Source organism: Curtobacterium sp. SP.BCp (assembly GCF_051903255.1).
Lineage (GTDB): Bacteria > Actinomycetota > Actinomycetes > Actinomycetales > Microbacteriaceae > Curtobacterium.
In genome coordinates, this window is the sequence record NZ_CP194338.1 from 1,025,499 (window position 1) to 1,046,601 (window position 21,103).

At 71.8% G+C, this 21,103-nt stretch carries 18 protein-coding genes; 10 read left to right on the forward strand and 8 right to left on the reverse strand.

Annotated elements, in window-relative coordinates:
- The first annotated feature begins 61 nt into the window (after positions 1 to 61).
- A complete protein-coding gene (gene gap / locus ACRQ4C_RS05125) occupies positions 62 to 1,117 on the forward strand; it encodes a type I glyceraldehyde-3-phosphate dehydrogenase (protein WP_439690363.1) in 1,056 nt (351 codons plus the stop codon).
- Between the two features lie 183 nt (positions 1,118 to 1,300).
- On the opposite strand, the gene ACRQ4C_RS05130 is transcribed toward gap, so the two are convergent.
- The 7 genes from ACRQ4C_RS05130 to ACRQ4C_RS05160 form a co-directional block, all read right to left on the reverse strand.
- Complete coding sequence (locus ACRQ4C_RS05130; RefSeq protein ID WP_439690364.1) at positions 1,301 to 2,380, reverse strand: N-acetylglucosamine kinase; 1,080 nt, start codon at positions 2,378 to 2,380, stop codon at positions 1,301 to 1,303.
- A complete protein-coding gene (locus ACRQ4C_RS05135; protein ID WP_439690365.1) occupies positions 2,377 to 3,681 on the reverse strand; it encodes a 6-phospho-beta-glucosidase in 1,305 nt (434 codons plus the stop codon). The genes ACRQ4C_RS05130 and ACRQ4C_RS05135 overlap by 4 nt, the downstream gene beginning before the upstream one ends.
- A gap of 7 nt (positions 3,682 to 3,688) precedes the next feature.
- Positions 3,689 to 4,609, reverse strand: coding sequence for a carbohydrate ABC transporter permease (locus ACRQ4C_RS05140; RefSeq protein ID WP_439690366.1), 921 nt, complete (start codon positions 4,607 to 4,609; stop codon positions 3,689 to 3,691).
- Positions 4,606 to 5,496: a carbohydrate ABC transporter permease gene (locus ACRQ4C_RS05145; RefSeq protein WP_439690367.1), complete on the reverse strand. Its 891-nt coding sequence runs from the start codon at positions 5,494 to 5,496 to the stop codon at positions 4,606 to 4,608. Before ACRQ4C_RS05145 ends, ACRQ4C_RS05140 begins: the two co-directional genes overlap by 4 nt.
- A gap of 167 nt (positions 5,497 to 5,663) precedes the next feature.
- Positions 5,664 to 7,004, reverse strand: coding sequence for an extracellular solute-binding protein (locus ACRQ4C_RS05150; protein ID WP_439690368.1), 1,341 nt, complete (start codon positions 7,002 to 7,004; stop codon positions 5,664 to 5,666).
- A gap of 112 nt (positions 7,005 to 7,116) precedes the next feature.
- Positions 7,117 to 8,352 (reverse strand): ROK family protein, encoded by a 1,236-nt coding sequence (locus tag ACRQ4C_RS05155; protein ID WP_439690369.1) that lies wholly within the window; start codon positions 8,350 to 8,352, stop codon positions 7,117 to 7,119.
- A gap of 83 nt (positions 8,353 to 8,435) precedes the next feature.
- Entirely contained in the window at positions 8,436 to 9,485 is a 1,050-nt protein-coding gene (locus tag ACRQ4C_RS05160) for a zinc-binding dehydrogenase (RefSeq protein WP_290132444.1), read from the reverse strand.
- A gap of 79 nt (positions 9,486 to 9,564) precedes the next feature.
- On the opposite strand from ACRQ4C_RS05160, the gene ACRQ4C_RS05165 reads away from it, so the two are divergent.
- The 8 genes from ACRQ4C_RS05165 (at position 9,565) to ACRQ4C_RS05200 (ending at position 18,182) form a co-directional block, all read left to right on the forward strand.
- On the forward strand, positions 9,565 to 10,512 hold the full coding sequence (locus ACRQ4C_RS05165) for a DUF3097 domain-containing protein (RefSeq protein WP_439690370.1): 948 nt from the start codon (positions 9,565 to 9,567) through the stop codon (positions 10,510 to 10,512).
- 71 nt (positions 10,513 to 10,583) lie between these two features.
- The gene (locus ACRQ4C_RS05170; RefSeq protein ID WP_439690371.1) at positions 10,584 to 11,237 is read left to right on the forward strand and encodes a spermidine/putrescine ABC transporter substrate-binding protein; all 654 of its coding nucleotides are present in this window, start codon (positions 10,584 to 10,586) and stop codon (positions 11,235 to 11,237) included.
- 21 nt (positions 11,238 to 11,258) lie between these two features.
- Positions 11,259 to 11,669: a DUF3054 domain-containing protein gene (locus ACRQ4C_RS05175; protein WP_439690372.1), complete on the forward strand. Its 411-nt coding sequence runs from the start codon at positions 11,259 to 11,261 to the stop codon at positions 11,667 to 11,669.
- Between the two features lie 124 nt (positions 11,670 to 11,793).
- Positions 11,794 to 13,377: an inositol monophosphatase family protein gene (locus ACRQ4C_RS05180; protein WP_439690373.1), complete on the forward strand. Its 1,584-nt coding sequence runs from the start codon at positions 11,794 to 11,796 to the stop codon at positions 13,375 to 13,377.
- An 82-nt stretch (positions 13,378 to 13,459) separates the two neighbouring features.
- The gene (locus ACRQ4C_RS05185) at positions 13,460 to 14,206 is read left to right on the forward strand and encodes a hypothetical protein (protein WP_439690374.1); all 747 of its coding nucleotides are present in this window, start codon (positions 13,460 to 13,462) and stop codon (positions 14,204 to 14,206) included.
- Positions 14,207 to 14,294: 88 nt separating this feature from the next.
- A complete protein-coding gene (locus ACRQ4C_RS05190) occupies positions 14,295 to 15,326 on the forward strand; it encodes an ATP-binding cassette domain-containing protein (protein WP_439690375.1) in 1,032 nt (343 codons plus the stop codon).
- Positions 15,323 to 16,171 carry an ABC transporter permease gene (locus ACRQ4C_RS05195; RefSeq protein WP_439690376.1) on the forward strand — a complete coding sequence of 283 codons (849 nt, stop codon included), beginning with the start codon at positions 15,323 to 15,325 and terminating at the stop codon, positions 16,169 to 16,171. Before ACRQ4C_RS05190 ends, ACRQ4C_RS05195 begins: the two co-directional genes overlap by 4 nt.
- A gap of 109 nt (positions 16,172 to 16,280) precedes the next feature.
- Positions 16,281 to 18,182, forward strand: coding sequence for an amino acid transporter (locus ACRQ4C_RS05200; RefSeq protein ID WP_290134273.1), 1,902 nt, complete (start codon positions 16,281 to 16,283; stop codon positions 18,180 to 18,182).
- A gap of 118 nt (positions 18,183 to 18,300) precedes the next feature.
- Here ACRQ4C_RS05200 and ACRQ4C_RS05205 read toward each other — a convergent pair whose 3' ends face one another.
- Positions 18,301 to 19,986 (reverse strand): long-chain-fatty-acid--CoA ligase, encoded by a 1,686-nt coding sequence (locus ACRQ4C_RS05205; protein ID WP_439690377.1) that lies wholly within the window; start codon positions 19,984 to 19,986, stop codon positions 18,301 to 18,303.
- A 98-nt stretch (positions 19,987 to 20,084) separates the two neighbouring features.
- On the opposite strand from ACRQ4C_RS05205, the gene ACRQ4C_RS05210 reads away from it, so the two are divergent.
- Positions 20,085 to 21,089, forward strand: a complete 1,005-nt coding sequence (locus ACRQ4C_RS05210; RefSeq protein ID WP_439690378.1) for an oxygenase MpaB family protein — start codon at positions 20,085 to 20,087, stop codon at positions 21,087 to 21,089.
- The last annotated feature ends 14 nt before the right edge of the window (positions 21,090 to 21,103 follow it).

Genomic DNA, 21,103 nt, shown 5'->3' on the forward strand with positions numbered 1-21,103 from the left:
GAGCGCCACTGGGGGAGTCCGCGGCCGCCGGTGAGCATGGAGGTCGAACGAAAGGAACGCCATGACCCGCATCGGCATCAACGGCTTCGGCCGCATCGGTCGCAACACGCTCCGCGCCCTGCTCGCGCGCGCAGGAGACGCCGCCCACCGCTCCGACGGTGACCGGCTCGAGGTCGTCGCCGTCAACGACCTGACCGCGCCCGACACCCTCGCGCACCTGTTCCGGTACGACTCCGCCCTCGGGCCCTTCGACGGGACCGTCGAGGTCGCGCACGACGACGGCACCGACTTCCTGGTCGTCGACGGGCACCGCATCCGTGTGCTCGCCGAGCGCGAACCGTCCGCCCTGCCGTGGGGCGAGCTGGGCGTCGACGTCGTCCTCGAGTCCACCGGCCGGTTCACCTCCCGCGAGGCCGCGGCGCAACACCTCGACGCCGGCGCACGACGGGTGCTCATCAGCGCTCCGGCGACCGGTGCCGACGTGACCCTGGCGTACGGCGTCAACACGGACGCGTTCGACACGGACCGGCACACGGTGGTGTCGAACGCGTCCTGCACGACGAACGCGCTGGCACCGCTCGCCTCCGTCCTCGACGACCTCGCCGGCATCGAGCACGGCTTCATGACGACCGTGCACGCGTACACGCAGGAGCAGAACCTGCAGGACGGCCCGCACCGGGACCTCCGCCGGGCCCGCGCGGCCGCGGTCAACATCGCGCCGACCACCACCGGCGCGGCGAAGGCGATCGGTCTGGTGTTGCCGCGCCTCGACGGCAAGCTGTCCGGGGACGCGATCCGGGTGCCGGTCCCGGTCGGGTCCATCGTGGAGCTCAACACGGTCGTCGGGCGGGACGTCACCGTCGACGAGGTCAACGCCGCCTACCGTGCCGCCGCCGGAGGAGCGCTCGCCGGGGTGCTCGCGTACACGAGCGACCCGATCGTGTCGACGGACGTCCAGCAGAACCCGGCGTCGAGCATCTTCGACTCGCTCCTCACCCGGGTCGACGGTGGCCGGCACGTGAAGGTCGTCGCATGGTACGACAACGAGTGGGGCTTCTCGAACCGGGTCGTGGACACGCTCGGCCTGCTCGGCCGGGCGGTCGCGGCCGCCGCGTAGCGGCACGGCACGGCCGAGGCTCGGCCCCGCGGACACCCTCGTGGGCGGGGCGTCGCGAAAGAGTCCGCACAGCCGAGACTCGGGTGATCGGGCGGGCCGCGCTCTGCGCGCAACGCACGCAGCAGACGGACGGGAGGCCCGTGGCGGCGCCGCCACGGGCCTCCCGTCCGTCGTGTGGTGCGGTCAGACGATCGGCGCGGCCGTCGACGCGAACTCGCGTCCGAGGACCGCTGCGCGGTACCGGTCCAGCGCTTCCGGTCCGGCCCCGACCGACTCGAGCGCCGCGAGTCCCGCGCCGAGCACCGGCGGCGCCGTGACCCACGTCGGGACCGCACCCGGCACCCGCTCGGCGAACCCGGCGACGACCGGCTCGACGAGGAGTGGGTGCCGTGCCGCGAGGACCCCGCCGCCGAGCACGATCGGCACCGGGGTGTCCGTGCCGCCGAGACCGAGCCGTTCGAGTGCGACCGAGGCCATGAGCACGATCTCCTCCGCCTGCCGCTCGATGACCGACCGGGCGACCGCGTCCCCGTCGCCGGCGACGTCGAAGAGCACCGGGCAGAGCCGACCGACGGCAGCGGGCTCGAGGCGTCCGAAGTGCAGGGCCTCCGTGACCTCGCGGACGGACCGGAACCCGAGCGACCGCGGGACGGCGTCGACGAGGGCGGTCGCCGGGCCGCGGCCGTCGTCGGCGCGGGCGGCGTGCCAGAGTGCCCGGTTGCCGAGGTAGGCGCCACCGCCCCAGTCGCCCGAGACGTCGCCGATCGCCGGGTAGCGGATCGTGGCGCCGTCGGCCCGGACCGCGAGGGCGTTGATGCCCGTGCCGCAGACGAGCGCCGCGGCGTCGGGCGAGAGCGTCCCGGCACGGAGCAGGGCGAACAGGTCGTTGTCGAGGACGTCCGGTGCTCCGCCGTCCTCCGACCAGTGGGCGAGTGCTGCCTCGGCCGCGACGAGCTCGTCGTGCAGGTCGAGCCCGGCGAGGTAGACGTGTGTCGTCCGGACCTCGCGTGTGCCGATCTCGTCGAGCACGGCGGCGCGGACCTCGTCGAGCACCGGTCCGACGGCCGCCCAACCCCGCGTCTGCGGGTTCGATCCCGGCCCTCGGGCGTGGGCGATCAGCGAACCGTCGAGCCCGATCGCGACGACGTCGGTCTTGCTGCCGCCGCCGTCGACGGCGAGCACGACGTCGTCGGAGCGCACGACGTCGTCCGAGCCGTACCCGGAATCACTCGGCGCGCGGACCACGCCGTCCGCGGTGGTCATCGTGCTCCGGCGAGCGCGCCGCCCGCCCAGGGGAGGAGGTCGGCGTTCGCGGCGAGCAGCAGGTCGGTCAGGCGCTCGGCCTTGTCGACCTGTCCGACGAGCGGGTGCGCCCACATCGCCCGGAGCACCCGGTCGCGGCCACCGTGGAGCGCGGCCTCGAGGGCGAGCCGCTCGTAGCCGGCCACGTGCGAGACGAGTCCGGCCATGTCCGGAGCGAGCGGCGCGACCGGCAGCGGGGTGATCGCCTGCCGGGTGACGCGCGCCGGGACCTCGATGACGTGGTCGTCGGGGAGGAACGGGAACGTGCCGTCGTTCCGCACGTTGAGGACCTGCACGTCGCCGCGGTCGCCGAGGATCGAGGACAGCACGTCGATCGCGGCCTCGGAGTAGTACGCGCCGCCGCGCTGTTCGAGCTCGGCCGGCTTCGTCACGACGGCCTCGTCGGCGTACTTCGCGAGCAGTGCCCGCTCGGTGTCCATGACGGCCTCGGCGCGGGTGCGCTCGTGCAACTGCTCCTCGAGCACGACGTCGTGGGCGTAGAAGTAGCGGAGGTAGTACGAGGGCACGGCGTGCTGGAGTCGGATGAGGTCGGCGGGCATGTGCACGCTCTCGGCCATCCGGTCGAGGGCTCCGCTGTCGGCGGCGAGGAGGTCCGGCAGGACGTCGCGCTCCGTCCCGTCGGCGGACCGGACGTGCACCCCGCGCTCCCACGTCAGGTGGTTCAGGCCGACGTGGTCGAGCCGGACCGCCTCGGGGGCGACGTCGAACTCGCGGGCGAAGCGGCGCTGGAACCCGATCGCGACGTTGCAGAGCCCGACCGCGCGGTGCCCGGCGTCGAGCAGCGCACGGGTGACGATGCCGACGGGGTTCGTGAAGTCCACGATCCAGGCGTCGGGCTTCGCGTGCTCGCGGACCAGATCTGCGTACTCGAGGACCACCGGCACCGTCCGGAGCGCCTTGGCGAACCCGCCGGGTCCGGTGGTCTCCTGGCCGATGCAGCACGCCTCGTGCGGCCACGTCTCGTCCTGCTGCCGCGCCGCCTGTCCGCCGATGCGGAGCTGGAACATGACGGCGTCGGCGTCCGACACCCCGGCCACCACGTCGTCCGTGACGTGCACCGTGCCCGGGTGCCCGGCGTGCGCGAACATCCGCTGCGCGACGCCGCCGACCAACCGGCGGCGCTCGGGGTCGGGGTCGACGAGCCAGAGCTCGTCGATCGGCAGCTGGTCGCGGAGCCGGGCGAAGCCGTCCACGAGTTCGGGGGTGTAGGTGGATCCGCCACCGATGACCGTGAGTTTCACTGTGGTGCTATCCCTTCACGCCGGTGAGCGCGATGCCCTCGACGAATGCCTTCTGTGCGAAGAAGAAGATGACGACGACCGGGACCATGACGACGACGGTCATCGCCATCGTCATCGACCAGTCGGTGCCGTGCTGACCGCGGAACGTGGCGAGGCCGTACGCCACCGGCCACGCGGCCTGGTTCTCGGACGCGTAGAGCAGCGGCCCGTAGTAGTCGTTCCAGGAGTGGAAGAACATGAAGATCGCCGCCGACGCGATGCCCGGCCGTGCCATCGGGACGACGACGCGGGCGAGCACGCCCCACTCGCTGCAGCCGTCCATGCGGGCGGCGTCGCCGTACTCCTTCGGGATCGTCAGGAAGAACTGGCGGAGCAGGAAGATGCTGAACGCGTCGCCGAGCAGGTTCGGCAGGATCAGTGGCCACAGCGTCCCGGTGAGGTGCAGTTCGGACCACATCACGTAGACGGGCACGGCGGTGACCTGCGGTGGCAGGAGCATCGCCACGATGATGATCGTGAAGATCGCGTTCGCGCCCCGGAACCTGATCTGGGCGAGGGCGTACGCCGCCGGAACAGAGCTGAGGAGCATGAACGCGGTCGCGAGCACGGCGTACAGCGCGGAGTTGCCGAACCACTGCGCGAGGGGCAGCTCGGTGAACACCCGGCCGTAGTTCGCGAGGTCGAACGGCTTCGGGATGATCGACGCCGTCAGGGCCTGGTTGCTCGACATGAGCGACGTCAGCACGACGAACACGATCGGGGCGATGGTGACCACCCCGAGCGCGACGAGGGCCGCGTGCTCGGCGATCCAGACCAGCAGGCTCCGGCGCGGGCCGCGGGCGGTTCGGAGGGGTGTGGGAGACGGCAGCTCCACAGCGCGGACGGCCTCCGGCCGCAGTGTCGGTGTCCTCGGGTCGACTGTGCTCATGATCCGTCCTCCGGCCGGAACACGGAGATGCGGCGCATGGTGAGGACGAGGACGATCGCGGTGACCACGAACAGCACCACGGCCATCGCGGAGGCGTAGCCGAACTGGAAGTTCGCGAACCCGTGCTGGTACAGCAGCTCGGTGTAGGTCAGCAGCGAGGTGCCCGGGTACCCGAGCTGCGCCGCCGTGCCACCACCGATCGTCGCCTTGCCCGACGCCACCCCGGATGCGACGGCTGCCTCGGTGAAGTACTGCAGCGCCGCGATCACCCCCGTGACGACCGCGAACCCGATGACGGGCGCGATGGTCGGCAGGGTGATGTGGCGCACCTGTTGCGGGCCGTTGGCGCCGTCGAGTGACGCTGCCTCGTAGAGGTCACGGGGGACGTCGAGCAGCGCCGCGAGGAAGATGATCATGATGTCGCCCATGACCCAGACGCCCATGATCACGAGCGACGGCTTCGACCACGCCGGGTCGTTGAACCACAGGGGACCGTCGATGCCGAAGAACCGCAGGATCTGGTTCACGGGCCCGGTGCCGGGGTTGAACAGGAACACGAACGCGACGACACTCGCCACGGGCGGCACCAGCGCCGGCAGGTAGAACAGCGTCCGCCAGAACCCGGTGGCCGCCTTCGCTCGGCTGAGCAGCCCGGCGACGAGCAGTGCGCAGACGATCCGGACCGGCACGAGGATCACCACGAACCAGATCGTGTTGACGACCGCGGCCCCGATCTGCGGGTCCTGCGTGAACAGGAAGCGGTAGTTGAGCAGCCCGACGAACTGCGGCTCCTGCAGCTGGTTGTACCGCGTGAACGAGTACACGATCGACGCGACCAACGGGTACGCGAAGAAGACCACGAGCCCGAGGATCGCCGGCGCGAGCATCGTCAGGGCGACGGTGCGACGCCGGGACTCGGCGCTGCGGCGCCGACGCGACGTGCGCGCGGGCGCACCGGATGGGGTGCGAGGCGACCCGGCTGGGCCGGCCGGCCGGGAGGCGCGGGTGGGCCGCGCCTCCAGGCTGTCCGTTCCGGGGGTGGTGACGTCCGTCATCACGGACCCGCCAGCTGGTTGGCGTTGTCGATGTCCTCGTCGAGCTGCTTCAGCTTCTGGTCGAGGTTCCCGCCGTTCTCTTGGTACGCCTGCCAGAACTTCGTGAAGGTGCCGATGTAGGCGGCGCCGTCGGCGGTGCCGGGCGAGGTCATCGTGTCCTTGTTGCCCGCGACGTCGACGAAGGTCTTGTAGTTCTCGTCGACCTCGAGCTTCGGCGACTCGAGTGCCGAGGTGATCGTCGGGATGTTCTTCAGCCCGTTCGCCATCGTGACCTGCGCGTCGGTGTTCGTCGACAGGTACTTCAGGAGTGCCCAGGCGAGCTCGGGGTGCTTCGACCCCTTCGCGATGCCCGCCACGTTGCCCGCGATGTAGGTCGAGCCGTAGTTGCCGAGGCCCTCCATCACCGGGGTGGGGGCGGTGCCGTAGTCGAGGTCCGGCTTCTGGTCCTTGATGAACGCCGTCCGGTACTCGCCGTCGATCTGCATGGCGACCTGGCCGGTCTGGAACGCGTTGTCGGCCGCGAACTCCTGCCCGAGGCCGGACGTGAACGCCTTGAGCTTGTCGTAGCCGATCTCGTCGACGAAGTCCTTCTGCCAGGTGATGAGCTTCTTCCAGGCGTCGGAGGTGCCGATGACGCTGTTGCCCTTGCTGTCGAGCCACGAGCCGTCGATCATCGGCGCCCAGTGCTCCGGGGAGTTCTCGTAGAAGTCGATGAGCGGGTTGAAGCCGAGGGTCTTGATCGATCCGTCGGCGTTGTAGGTCGTGAGCTTGAGTGCGTCGGTCTTCAGCTCGTCGAGGGTCTTCGGCGGGGTGCTGATGCCGGCCTTCTCGAGCAGCGGCTTGTTGTACATGAGCGCGCTGACGTCGGCGAGGGCCGGGAGGGTGCAGCGCTTGCCCTTGTACTCGGTGTACGACCGCACGGCCTTCGGGATGTCGGAGAGGTCGACCTTGTCCCGCTCGACGTACGGAGTGAGGTCGCGGAAGGCACCGGACGAGCAGAAGCTCCCGACGATCGCGGTCGAGTAGGACAGGCCGACGTCGATGTTCTGGCCCGACGAGATCGCCTTCTGCAGCTTCTCGTCGTCCTGGCCGGCGTGGATGTCGACCGTGACGCCGGGGTTGGCCTTCTCGAAGCCCGCGACGGCCGACTTGACCACGCCGGCCTCACGGCCCGTGAAGAAGTGCCAGAGGGAGACGGTGCCCGTGAGCTCCTTCGGCGCGGTCTTGTCGATGCTGTCGGCGCTCGACCCCGAACTGCAGCCCGCGATGACGAGCGCTCCGGTGGCGGCGACGGCGGTCGCGGCGACGATCCGCCGGATCCTGGGACTGGGGAGTGACATGTGGGACTCGCTCTCTGCGCTCGCTCCGGCGCGGCCCGTTTCCGGGCGCGCCGAAGAGCCCTGGGACAGGGCTGGTGGTGGTGCCTCGAGTGGTGCGGGTGGGTGGTGCTGGTCAGGTGCGCTCGACGGGGGTCGGTGCATCGTCACTGATGCGGTCGACCCGGGCGGCGAGTGCGGAGCGCACCACGTCGATGAGGACGTGCCGTGCTCCGTGCAGGACGGGTGTGTCGGGGACACCGGGTGCGACCACGGCGGTGGACCAGCGGGTGCGGGTCCGGAGCCAGGCGGTCACGGCGGCGGCCAGGGCGGGACCGCCCGCGATGCCGGTCGGGCCGTGCAGGACGACCGTCTCGGGATCGGCGACGGCGAGGGCGGGGAGCACGTTGTGCCCGATGCGCTCGCCGAGGGCGGTCGTGAAGGGGTGCTGCTCGGGGAGTCCGGGCAGCCGCAGGAGCACCTCGCGCCAGTCGGTCGGTGAGCCGTCCGGTGCGGTGATCCCGTGCTCGGCGGCGAGCGCGGTGATCGCGGACTCGGAGATGAGGTCCGCGATGATCGTGGCCGTCGGGTCGATGGGGCGTGCGTCGGCGGGCACACCGAGGTAGCCGATCTCACCGGCGGCTCCGGAGGCCCCGGTGTGCAAGCGGCCGTCGAGGTCGAGTGCCATGCCGAGGCCCTCGGCCATCCAGAACAGGGCGAAGGAGCCGACGGTCCGGCCGGCGCCCATGCTCCGCTCGGCGATCGCGGCGAGGTTGGCGTCGTTCTCGACGACGACCTGCACACCGAGTTCGGCCGAGAGCGTCGCCGCGACACGCTCACGCGGCCAGCCGGGCAGGCCGTCGGTGAAGATCAGGGTGTCCGTGGTGTGGTCGACCGAGGCCTGCACACCGACCGCGACCGCCGTGACGAGGTCCTCGTCGATGCCGGCAGCCGACGCTGCACGGGCGATCGCGGCGGCGACGATGTCCGCTCCGGGGGCGCGCACCTCGTCGGGCGTCATGGTGTGCGTGGCGACCGGGTAGGGCCGACCGACCGCGTCCACGACGGTGGAGCGGACGTCGACGAGCTGGACGTCGACGGCCACCGCGAGGTCACGGTCGGTGATGGCCTCGTACACCGCCGCGCTCGGGCCACGCCGGCCGGCCTGGGCCTCGGTGCCCGCGGCGCGGATGAGGTCGGCGGACTCGAGTCGGCGGATGATCTCAGCTGCGGTGGGCTTGCTCAGCCCGGTGCGGCCCGCGATCTCGTTCCGGGTGAGCGGCCCCTCGTCGAGGAGCAGCTCGAGGGCGGCTCGGTCGTTGAGCACGCGCAGCAGACCGGGCTGGCCGGGGGTGCGTCCGCGAGTGCTCATGCGAGGACTGTAACGGACAACCTTCTTTACTGAAAGGTTTGTTCACAGATCCGAAACACGAGTTCCGCACCGCGGAACGCGGACTACGGGCGGAGCAGCACCTTGATCGCGCGACGCTCGTCCATCGCCCGGTACGCCTCGGCGGTCTCGTCGAGCGGCAGCTCGAGGTCGAACACCCGGCCCGGGTCGATCGCGCCCGAGAGCACGTCGGGCAGCAGCTCGGGGATGTACTTCCGGGCCGGGGCCATCCCGCCCGCGACGGAGATGTTCGTGTCGAAGAGGTAGCGCGTCCCGATGGTCGGCACCCCGTGGGGGACCCCGACGAACCCGAGTGCGCCACCGGGGCGGACCGAGTGCAGGGCCTGGTCCATGCTCTCCTCGGTGCCGACGGCCTCGACCGCTGAGTCGGCGAGGTCCCCGCCGAGCAGCTCGCGGATCGCCGCGACGCCCTCGGCACCGCGCTCCGAGACGATGTCGGTGGCGCCGAACTCCCGTGCGAGGGCCTGCCGGTCGGCGTGTCGGCTCATCGCGATGATGCGCTCCGCCCCGAGTCGCTTCGACGCGAGCACCGCCGAGAGCCCCACCGCGCCGTCGCCGACCACGACGACGGTCCGCCCGGGGCCGACCTGTGCCGACACCGCGGCGTGGTGTCCGGTGGAGAACACGTCCGACAGGGTGAGGAGCGACGGGACGAGCGCGGGGTCGACCGGCCCGGGGACCGCCACGAGCGTCGCCGAGGCGTCCGGGATGCGCACGTACTCGGCCTGCGCGCCGCCGACCGGGTCGCCGTACGCGTCCTTCCCGCCGAACCCGGACAGGTGCTCGCACCCGGTGGTCATGCCGTGGCGGCAGGCCTGGCACGTGCCGTCGTTCATGGTGAAGGGGGAGATGACGAAGTCGCCCTCGTGCAGGTCGGTGACCGCGTCGCCGACCTCCACCACCGTGCCGACGAGCTCGTGGCCGATCGGCCGCGGCCGCTTCGTCTCGGTCACGCCGCGGTAGGGCCAGAGGTCGGAGCCGCAGACGCACGCCGCGACGACCTGGACGACGACGTCCCCCGGCGTCAGGACGGTCGGCCGGTCGCGGTCCTCGACGCGGACGTCGTTCGGGGCGTGGATGATGGCTGCGCGCACGGGGGTGCCTTCCGTCGGATGGGTGGGTGTCCGGCCCGGCGACGTCGTCCTGGGCCGCATCGACACTACGCTCCTGCGGGTGGACGACGACCGGTACGGCAACGACGTCCTCTCGGGCGACTGGCGCTCGCGGGGCGTGAAGAAGGTGCGGCAGGTGCCGCTCGAGCGGGACATGGTGCTCGAGGACCCCACGACCGGCTGGGCCGGCGCGGTGGTGCGGCTCGAGGCCGGCAACGTCGAGCTCGAGGACTGGAAGGGTCGCACGCGGTCGTTCCCCTTCACCGGGCAGTTCCTGCTCGAGGGCGAGCTCGTCACGCTCGGCCGTCCGCAGGCGCCGGTCGGGCGACCGGGCGGTGGCGCGTCCGCTGCGGCCGGGCGGTCTGCCGCGGCCGCTCCACCGGCCAGGAGGCCCGGATCGGCTCCAGCGGTGCAGCACGCGTCCGACGGTGGTCGCCTCCGCACCGCGTCCGGATCGTTCGCGGTCGAGCAGCAGCGCGCGCGTGTGGCGCTGCCGTCGCGGATCATGGTCGAGGGCAAGCACGACGCCGAACTCGTCGAGAAGGTCTGGGGAGCCGACCTCCGCGTCGAGGGCGTCGTCGTCGAGGAGCTCTCCGGGGTGGACAACCTCGCGGACGTCCTGGACGACTTCCGGCCGACCCGGGAGCGCCGCGTGGGCGTCCTCGTCGACCACCTCGTGCCGGGCTCGAAGGAGTCCCGGTTCGCCGACGCCGTGATGCGCGGGAAGTGGGGCGCGCACGTGCTCGTCGTCGGGCACCCGTTCGTCGACGTCTGGCAGTCGGTCAAGCCCGCGCGGCTCGGCCTCGAAGCGTGGCCGACGATCCCGCGCTCCGTCGAGTGGAAGCAGGGCATCTGCCAGCACCTCGGCTGGCCGCATGCCGAGCAGGCCGACATCGCGCGCGCGTGGCAGCGCATCCTCGGCCGGGTCCGCACGTTCGCGGACCTCGAGCCGCAGCTGCTCGGCCGTGTCGAGGAGCTCATCGACTTCGTGACGGAACCGAAGGCCTGACGACCCGACCGTTTCGTCCACGCGCGCGGGATGGCGGGGGTGATCCGAGCCTCCAGGCCTACTGTTGAGGGATGGACGGCATCGACGGTCGCGTGCGGAGCGCCGTCGACGTCTGGTTGCGGTGGTTGCCGCGGTGGCAGATCGGCACCGCACGCCCGCGGACCCGCATCTGCCGGAAGTGCACCGGGTCGCCGATCGCGAGCGCGGCCGGGTTCGGGCCGGACGTGCCGCACGCGGTCCAGCACGCCCTCATCGGACGCATCTCGACGATCATCGAGGACGCGGTCGACGACTACACGGCGCGGAACCTGCCGCTGCTGCACCGCGAACTCGAACGCGCGGCGGCGCGCAAGCGGCACGCGGGCTACCAGCCGACGGAGGGGCTCTCGCCCGAGTTCCAGGGGCTCGACGTCGACCCGGAGCCCTCGCCGGGATCGCCGTTCCTGTTCACCCTCGGCGAGATGACCGGTACCGGGGCGGGGGAGCAGACGCCGCGCGAACCGCTGTCCGACGAGGCGAAGGCGGCGCTCCGACACGAGATCGAGCTCTCCGACGAGTGCGCCAGGGCCACCGGGACGGCCGTGTGCCTGGCGTTGATCGAGCACCGGCCGCGCATCGCCGAGGCCGTCGAGCGGCTGGTCGAGCCGCAGATCGAGGCGCTCGTGTCCGACATGTTCCGCGGGTTCGACGGACTCGAGGAGGACCGGCGCGACGGACTGTTCTGAGCGGCGCGGGAGAATGGCGGTGTGACTCGTACCTGGGGCTGGCTCGCAGCCGTCGTCGACATCGTCCTCATCGTCGCCTTCGCCGCGATCGGTCGGTCCTCGCACGCCGAGGCGTTCTCGCCGCTCGGCCTCTGGACCACCGCGTACCCGTTCCTCGCGGGCTGGGCGATCGGCTACGTCTCGAGCGGTGCCTGGGGTCGTCCGCTGCGCCTCTGGCCGACCGGGGTCGTCGTGTGGGTCCTGACCGTGTTCATCGGGATGGCCGTCCGGGTCGCGACGGGGCAGGGCGTCGTCGACGGGAACCCGCTCCCGGTGTCGTTCGTCATCGTCGCGACCATCGTGCTCGCGGTGTTCCTGCTGGGGTGGCGTCTGGTCGCGGGGCTGCTCGTCGCCCGGCGCGAGCGGCGCTCGGTCGGGGCGCCGGCGCGCTGACGATCGGGCGCGGATGCGCTGACGGTCGGGCGCGGGTGCGCTGACGGTCGGGTGCGGGTGCGCTGACGATCGGCGTTCACCGACGCGTCACCGGGGGTTCGCTCGGCGGCGGCACGATGCCGGGATGACGACGCTCGACCAGGCACCGACGACGGGTCACCTGCGACCGCGGACGCGTCCGGCGCTGGTCGCCCGGGGCGGCGCGCCGCGGGTCCGACGGGAGAACACGATGCCCGCCGTCGCGGTGGCGGAGGCGCTCGGCGCGGAGGCGATCGAGGTCGACGTCCGCCGGACGTCCGACGGTGTCGCCGTCCTGCTCCACGACGAGACCCTCGGACGACTGTGGGGCGACGCCCGCCGTGTCGACGAGGTGCCGTGGTGCGAGGTCGCCCGCCTCGGCAACGGTCTCGACCGCATCCCCCGGCTCGACGCCGTGCTGGAGCGGCTCGACGGCTGCCGGTCCGCGCTCGTGGTCACGTGCCGTTCGGCGGAGGACGCCGAGGTCGCGGCGGACACGGTCGCGACGTCGTCCGCCGACGTGTCGGTGGCCTGGCGCGGGGCCCCGGACGCCCTGCGCGCTGTCCGGGCGGCCCTGCCGGACGCGGACACGTGGCTCGCGTGGGAGTCGCTCGAGCCGCCCACCTGCGACGACCTCGTCGGTGCCGCTGCGGGTACCGGTGCCGAGCCGTCGACGCTCGACCTCGACGTCGCGTTCCTCACGCCGCGCACCGTGGCGGCCGCGCACCGGCTCGGCCTGCGGGTCGCGGTGCGGACCGTCAACGACCCGGAGCCGGCGCTCTGGGCGGCCAGGACGGGGGCGGACCTCGTCGCGACCGACGACCTCGCGACCCTGCACGCGACGTTCGCGGCGGCGGAGCGGGACGGCTGGCCGACGGCCGCGCACGAGCCCTCGGAGGCCGAGGTCGCCTCACGGGCACAGGCCCTCGCGCACCGCATCGCACACGAGGTGGTCGCCTTCACCCGCGAGCACCCGGTCGGGCAGGTCGCCACGAAGGCTCACGCCGCCGACCTGGTCACGGACGTGGACCGTCTGGTCGAGCAACACGTCCGAGGACGGGTCCGAGCAGCCTTCCCGACCCACGGCTTCACCGGAGAGGAGTACGGCGACGCGCCCGGCGACCGGCACCGCTGGTACCTCGACCCCGTCGACGGCACCACCAACCTGGCGAACGGCGTCCCGTGGACGTCGATGTCGCTCTGCCTCACCCGCGGCGGGCAGCCGGTCGTCGGGGTCGTGGCGGACCCGTGGCGCGGCGAGGTCCTCGAGGCCCGACGCGGGCGCGGGGCCGTCCTGCGCGACCGACCCCTGCGCCTGGACGACGATCCGCGGCCGCTCGCCGGCGCGGTCGTCGGCACCGAGCTCGACGGGCACCGGCCCTGGCCCGGGTTCGGGAGGTTCCTCGACGCCCTCGCGGAGCGGTCGTGCACGCTCCGGGTGCCGGGTTCGGGCACGCTCACGATCGCGCAGGTCGCAGCCGGACGGGGCATCGGCGGCTGCGTGTCCGCGTTCGACCCGGTGGACCACGGCGCCGCGGTGCTGCTCGTGCACGAGGCCGGTGGCGTCGTGCTGACGCGCAGTGGTCCCGTCGACGGGTTCCCTCCGCTCGGCGAGCCGTTCCTCGTCGCCCACCCCGGTGCCGCCGACGAGCTGCACACGGTCTGGGTGTCGGCGCTCGGCGTTCTCTGAGTCGGCGTACAGGGACCGGCCGCCGGTCGCTCGTAGGCTCGGCATCCCAGCACCGCACCGACCTCCCGAAGGAGCACGGACCATGGGTTTCCTCGATCGACTGCTCGGCCGCCCCGAGCGCCCGCAGCAGGACCAGAACCAGTGGGGGCAGCCCCAGCAGCCGCAGCAGCCGCAGCAACAGGGCTACCGCTACGGGCAGCAGTCGTACCAGGTGCCGTCCGGAGCGCCGCAGTGGGGGTCCGGATCACCAGCGGGCGCTCCTGCCGGGGGACCGGCGCCGCAGGTCGGGTCGGCCGAGGACGAACGCGCCGTCGAGCGCTACCGCTACCTGCTCCGCACCGCGCCGCCGGAGCGCATCGAGGAGGTGCACGCCGAGGCCTTCGCGACCCTGACGCCCGAGCAGCGGCGCATGGTCTACGACGAGTTCACCCGCAGCGCCCCCGCTGGCGAGGCCCCGCGCGGTGACGACCCGCGCTCCCTCGCCCAGGCGGCGACGCGGTCCGAGATCCGGCAGCCGGGGTTCATGGAGCGCTCGCTCGGCGGGATGGGCGGCGGCGGTGTCGGCGGTGGGTTCGGCGGACGCCAGGGGCCGTCGTTCGGCCGCATGGTCGGTGCCTCGATCCTCGGCACGGTGGCGGGCTACGTGATCGGCTCGGCGATCATGAGTGCCTTCCTGCCGGATCCCGGTTCGTTCGACGGCGGTACCGACGCTGCGGATGACGGCGGGTCGGGGGACACTGGTGGCGGGTACGACGAAGCGTCTGCCGACGGCGGCTCCGACTGGGGCGGCGACTTCGGTGGCGACTTCGGTGGTGACTTCGACGTCTGAGCGTGCGGAACGACCGGCAACGGTCGTCCACAGGTGTCCGGTCACCCGCTGACACACTGGTATTCTCCATGCTCGAACGAGGAGCGACATGGCGATCATCGAAGCAAGCGGACTGACCAAGACCTACCGGTCGAAGTCGGGTCCCGTGCACGCCCTGGCGGGGCTCGACCTCGCCGTCCCCCAGGGCACCGTCAAGGCCCTGCTCGGCCCGAACGGCGCGGGCAAGACCACCACGGTCAAGGTGCTGACCACGCTCATCACCCCCGACAGCGGCACCGCGACGATCGACGGTGTCGACGTCGTGCAGGACCCACAGGCGACCCGCCGGTCCATCGGGGTGTCCGGGCAGTACGCCGCGGTCGACGAGAACCTGACCGGGTTCGAGAACCTGGAGATGATCGGCCGGCTGTACCACCTCGGCCGTCGGACCGCGCGGGACCGAGCCCGGCAGCTGATCGACGTGTTCGACCTGTCCGAGGCCGGCGACCGGCCGGTGAAGGGCTTCTCGGGCGGCATGCGTCGCCGCATCGACCTCGCCGGCGCCCTCGTGATGAACCCGCGCGTGCTGTTCCTCGACGAGCCCACCACCGGACTCGACCCGCGGAGCCGACTCGCCCTCTGGGACATCATCGAGGGCCTGGTCGCGGACGGTGCGACGGTGCTCCTGACGACCCAGTACCTCGAGGAAGCCGACCGCCTCGCCGACGACATCGCGGTGATCGACGGCGGCACGGTCATCGCCGAGGGCACTGCCGACCAGCTGAAGGCACAGGTCGGCGGACACCGCGTGGTCGTGACCCTGGTCGACGCTGCGGACGGGGACGCCGCCACCACAGCGCTCCGCCGGTACGGCGTGGGTGACGTCGAGGTCTCCGGCGACGGCCGCACGTTCGCCATCGCGGTGGACGCCGGGCCCGCTGCGCTCCAGCGGGTGCTCGCCGACCTGGGCGAGGCGGGCATCGACCTGCACGACGCCGGGATGCGCCGTCCGACCCTCGACGACGTGTTCCTCCGGCTCACCGGTCACGCCGCGACCGAGGACGAACCCGACGACACCGCCACGGGACCGAGCCGCACGAAGCAGAAGCAGAAGCAGAAGCAGAAGGAGTCGGCGCGATGACCGCTACCGTCTCGGCGCCGGGTCGGGCGCTCCCCGTCGCGATCACCTCGCCGGTCGCCGTCTGGTTCGAGGACGGCTGGACCGTCACGAAGCGGAACCTCACGAAGATCAAGCGGTCGCCGGACATGCTCGTGTTCGCCGTGCTGCAACCGATCATGTTCGTCCTGCTCTTCAGCCAGGTCTACGGCGGCGCGATCGACGTCAAGGGCACGGACTACACGCAGTTCCTGATGGCCGGCATCTTCGCGCAGACCGTCGTGTTCGGCGCCACGTTCTCGGGGTCGGCGATGGCACAGGACCTCAAGGAGGGCTTGATCGACCGCTTCCGCACGCTGCCCATGTCGGCCTCGGCGGTGCTCATCGGACGCACGAACTCCGACCTCGTCCTCAACGGCATCTCGATGGTGATCATGATGCTCACCGGGCTCGCCGTCGGGTGGCGGGTGAACTCCTCGCCGCTGGAGTTCCTCGCCGGCATCGCGCTGCTCCTGCTGTTCAGCTACGCGTTCAGCTGGGTGATGGCGCTGCTCGGGATGAGCGTCAAGACGCCTGAGGTGATCAACAACGCCTCGTTCATGATCCTCTTCCCGTTGACCTTCATCTCGAACGCGTTCGTGCCGAGTGACACGCTGCCGCTCGTGCTGCGGGTGTTCGCGGAGTGGAACCCGGTGTCCTCCCTCGTGCAGGCCGCCCGCGAGCTCTTCGGCAACGTCGGGTCGGCGCCGGTGCCGGACATCTGGACCATGCAGCACCCCGTCGTCACCGTGCTCGTCGGCATCGCGGTGATGCTCGTCGTGTTCGTCCCGTGGGCGGTGAACAAGTACACCCGCATCAGCGCGAAGTGAGGAGCGCGACAGGGTGCACCGGGACGACTCCGTGACCGCTTAGCATCATCCCGTGACCGCGACCGAACCCCGACGCCTGCCCGAGCGTCGAAGCCGCCTCAAGCGCTGGATGCTCGAGGGCACCGACCGTGGCGCCTCCCACCAGGGGCCGCACCAGGTCGAGGTCGAGAAGACCCACTCCTGGTGGCGCGTGATGTGCCTGACCGGCGTCGACTACTTCTCGACGCTCGGCTACCAGCCGGCCATCGCCGCGCTCGCGGCCGGGCTGCTCTCGCCCATCGCGACGATCGTCCTCGTGCTCGTGACCCTGTTCGGCGCGCTCCCCGTGTACCGCCGGGTGGCCCAGGACAGCTTCAAGGGTGCGGGGTCGATCATGATGCTCGAGAAGCTCCTGCCGTGGTGGGCGGGCAAGCTCTTCGTGCTCGTGCTGCTCGGGTTCGCGGTCACGGACTTCATGATCACGATGACGCTCTCGGCCGCCGACGCCACCGCGCACATCGCCGAGAACCCCTTCACGCCGCACTGGTTCACCGAGATCCCGGTGCCGCTCACGCTCGCGCTGCTGCTCCTGCTCGGGGTGGTGTTCCTCCGCGGCTTCCGGGAGGCCATCGGCATCGCGGTCGGACTCGTCGCCGTGTACCTCGCGCTCAACGCGGTCGTGGTCGTGGTGGCGCTCGCGCACGTGTTCGAGAACCCGATGGTGGCGAGCGACTGGTGGAGCGGCCTGACCGCCCAGCACAGCAACCCGCTGGTCATGATCGGCATCGCGCTCGTGGTGTTCCCCAAGCTCGCGCTCGGCCTCTCCGGCTTCGAGACCGGCGTCGCGGTGATGCCGCAGGTCCGCGGCGACGCGTCCGACGCGGGGTCGCCCCGGCCCGAGGGTCGGATCCGCGGGACGAAGCGACTGCTCACCACGGCGGCGATCATCATGAGCAGCTTCCTCATAACCTCGTCGATCGTCACGACGTTCCTCATCCCGCAGCGCGAGTTCCAGGCCGGCGGGCAGGCGAACGGCCGTGCGCTCGCGTACCTCGCGCACGAGTACCTCGGTGGCGTCTTCGGATCGATCTACGACTTCTCGACCGTCGCGATCCTGTGGTTCGCGGGCGCGAGTGCGATGGCCGGGCTGCTCAACCTCGTACCCCGCTTCCTGCCGCGCTACGGCATGGCGCCGCAGTGGGCGCGCGCGACCCGACCGCTCGTCGTCATCTTCACCCTCATCGCCTTCGCGATCACGATCCTCTTCGACGCGAACGTCGACGCGCAGGGCGGCGCGTACGCCACCGGTGTGCTCGTGCTCATCACCAGCGCGGCGGTCGCGGTGACGCTCTCGGCACGGCGCAAGGGACAGAAGAAGCGCACGATCGGCTTCGGGATCATCACCGTGGTCTTCGTCTACACGACGGTCGCGAACGTCATCGAACGCCCGGACGGCGTCCGGATCGCCGCGGTGTTCATCATCGCGATCGTGGTCGTCTCGCTGGTGTCCCGCGTGCGGCGGTCGTTCGAGCTCCGCGCCTCGTCGATCGAGCTCGACGCCGTCGCCCGGCAGTTCGTCGAGGCCGACGCCGACCAGTTCAGCTCCGTCTGCATCATCGCCAACGAGCCCGGGGCGGGAACGGCCGAGGCGTACCGGTCGAAGGGGCGGGAGGAACGCCGTGACTCGGGCATCCCGGCGCGCGTCCCGACGATGTTCCTCGAGGTCCTGCCCGCGGACTCGTCCGACTTCGAGGAGGACCTCGTCGTCGAGGGCCACGTCGTGCACGGCCACCGGGTCCTGCGGGTCCGGTCCGGCAACGTGCCGAACACCATCGCGTCGACGTTGCTCGCGATCCGTGACCTCGCGGGCGTCGTGCCGAGCATCTACTTCGAGTGGAACGAGGGCAGCCCGATCCAGAACGCGCTGCGCTTCGTGTTCACGGGCGTCGGCGACGTCGCTCCGGTGACGCGCGAGGTCCTGCGCGAGGCTGAGCCGGACGTGCACCGCCGACCGAGCGTCCACGTGTCCTGACGCGACGAGACGGCGCGCGCCGTCGACGTGACGGTGCACGCCATGGACGTGACCGCGAAACGGACGGGAGGCCCGTGGCGGCGCCGCCACGGGCCTCCCGGCCGTCGTGCCGGTCGCGTCAGGAGCCGCCGGTGATCTGGTCGCGCACCTTGCGGCGCAGCACCTTCCCGATCATGGAACGGGGGAGGTCCTCGACCAGGACGATGCGCCGCGGCACCTTGTACGGGGTGAGGTGCTCGCGCGACCACGCACGGAGCGCGTCGGCGTCGAACGACGACGGGTCCTTCGGGACGACCGCGGCGACGACCTGCTCGTTGCCGCCCTGCGTGATGCCCACCACCGCGACCTCGCGCACGCTGGGGTGGCGCATGAGGGTGTCCTCGACCTCGGACGGTGAGACGTTGAACCCACCGGTGATGATGAGTTCCTTGAGGCGGTCGACGATCCGGACGTAGCCGTCGGGGTCGATCGCGACGATGTCGCCGGTGCGGAACCAGCCGTCGGCGGTGAAGACCTCGTCCGTGGCCTCCGCTTTGCCCCAGTAGCCCCGGAACACCTGCGGGCCGCGGACCTGGAGCTCGCCGGCCTCGCCGGTCCCAAGGATCTTCGTGGCGTCGTCCGGGTCCGCGACGCGTGCCTCGGTCGACGACAGCGGGAGGCCGATCGAGCCGAGTCGGCGCTCCGGTGACACCGGGTTCGCCATGAGCACGGGGGAGCACTCGGACAGCCCGTAGCCCTCGACGAGGTAGCCGCCGGTGCGGGCCTCCCACGGCTCGACGACGTCCTGCGACAGCGGCATGGCGCCGGAGATGCCGATCTCGATGCCCTCGAGCGAGACCTTCGCCGAGTCCGCCGCGTGCTGCAGTCGAGCGTAGATCGGGGGCACGGCCGGGAGGAATGTCGGCGGGTGCTTCCGCATGGCCTTGAGCACGAGGGCCGGGTCGAACGCCGGGAAGAGCACGAGCCGCGAGGCCATGCTCATCGCGAAGGTCAGGCAGAGCGTGAGGCCGTAGGCGTGGAACATCGGCAGGACCGCGTAGACGGTGTTGTCGCCGCGGCGGATCTGCGGGACCCACGCCCGTGCCTGTGCGGCGTTGGCGATGAGGTTGCCGTGCGTCAGCACCGCCCCCTTCGGCGTGCCCGTCGTCCCGGAGGTGTACTGGATCAGCGCGACCGCGTCGGTCGCCGGGCGCGGGTGCCGCTTCGCGAGCTTCCGGTTCCCGACGAGGTCGTCCCACCTCGTCGTGCCGCGGACCTTCGTGGTGAGCTTCGCGCGGCTCTCGCGGGCCTTCGCGACCGGCAGCGACAGCGCCAGCCGCGTGCTGCGGGGCATCGCCCGGGTGAGGTCGACGGAGACGATCGTGTCGAGCGCCACGTCGGCCGGGAAGTCCTGCACGGTGGCGACGGACTTGTCCCACACGATCGCGACCTTCGCGCCGTGGTCCTCGAACTGGTGGCGGAGCTCGCGCGGGGTGTACAGCGGGTTGTGCTCGACGACGATCGCGCCGAGCCGGAGGGCGGCGTAGAACGCGACGACGTGCTGGGGGCAGTTCGGCAGGACGATCGCCACCCGGTCGCCCGCCGTGACGCCGGCCTTGCGCAGGCCGTTCGCGGCGCGGAGCACCTGCTCCTCGAGTTCGGCGTAGGTCGTCGTGCGGCCGAAGAACTCCAGGGCGACGCGCTTCGGGAACCGCCGTGCGGACTCCTCGACCAGGTCGTACAGGGAGCCCGTCGGCTCGTCGATGTCGTGCGGGACCCCCGGGGCGTACGAGGCAAGCCAGGGACGAGGCGTGTCGATGCTCACGCCGTCCAACCTAGCGGCCGGGCCCCAGGGCGCCTGGGAGGTGCCGCGCTGCGACGATCCCTCGGCGGAGTGTCAGGGGCGGGACGGAACATGGGGGCATGGCCTCGCTCTCGAACGCCTTCCGCTCCCGACTCGACGACACCTTCACCGGCGGCTCTCCCGGCCGTCCCGAGTGGATCGACGCCCTCGAGCAGGGCTCTGACGCCGGGTACTTCGGCCCCGGGTCCGCGACGTGGAGCGTCCACGGCGGCCGGCAGACCGTGCTCGCGGGCGTCCGGGCGCTGCTGGTCCAGGCACTCCACCCGGGTGCGCTCGCCGGTGTGGTCGACCACTCGCGCTACCGCGAGGACCCGTTCGGGCGGCTCGCCGGCACCATCCGGTGGATCTACACCGTCTCGCACGGCGACCGGGCCGCGGCGGAGCACGCGAGCGCCTGGGTCGTGCGGTTGCACGAGAAGGTCCGGGGTGAGTACGTCGACGGACACGGGGTGTCGCGGCCGTACGCGGCGAACGACCCGGACCTCGCGCGCTGGGTGCACCTGGCGTTCACGGATGCCTTCCTCCGCAGTGCCCAGACGTGGGGTGAGCCGATCCCCGGCGGGCCCGACGCGTACGTACGGGAGTGGGCGACCGCCGGACACCTCATGGGCGTGACGGACGCCCCGGAGTCCGAAGCCGAGCTCCGGGCGCAGATGGACGGCTACCTCGAGCGCGGCGAACTCGTCGCGACGGCGCGCACCCACGAGGTCGTGCGGTTCATCAAGGACCCGCCGCTCGCGAAGCTGCTCCGACCGGGCTACCGGGCGCTCTTCGCGGGGGCGGTGTCGACGCTCGACCCGCGGCACCGGGAGATGCTCGACCTCCGGGTGCCGACCGTGGGGCCGCTGGAGTTCCCGTCGCGTCGGGCAGCGGGGCTCGTCATCGACGGGATGACCGGCGTCCTCGGCGGGCGGCCGGACACGGAGACGGCGGCGAGGCGGCGCATCGCGCGGCTCGCAGCGGAGTCGGCTGAGCCGGCGGAGTCGGCTGAGCCGGCGGAGTCGGCTGAGCCGGCGGGGTCGGCTGAGCCGGCGGGGTCGGCTGGGTCCGCTGCGGCGTCCTAGTCCGCTGCGGCGTC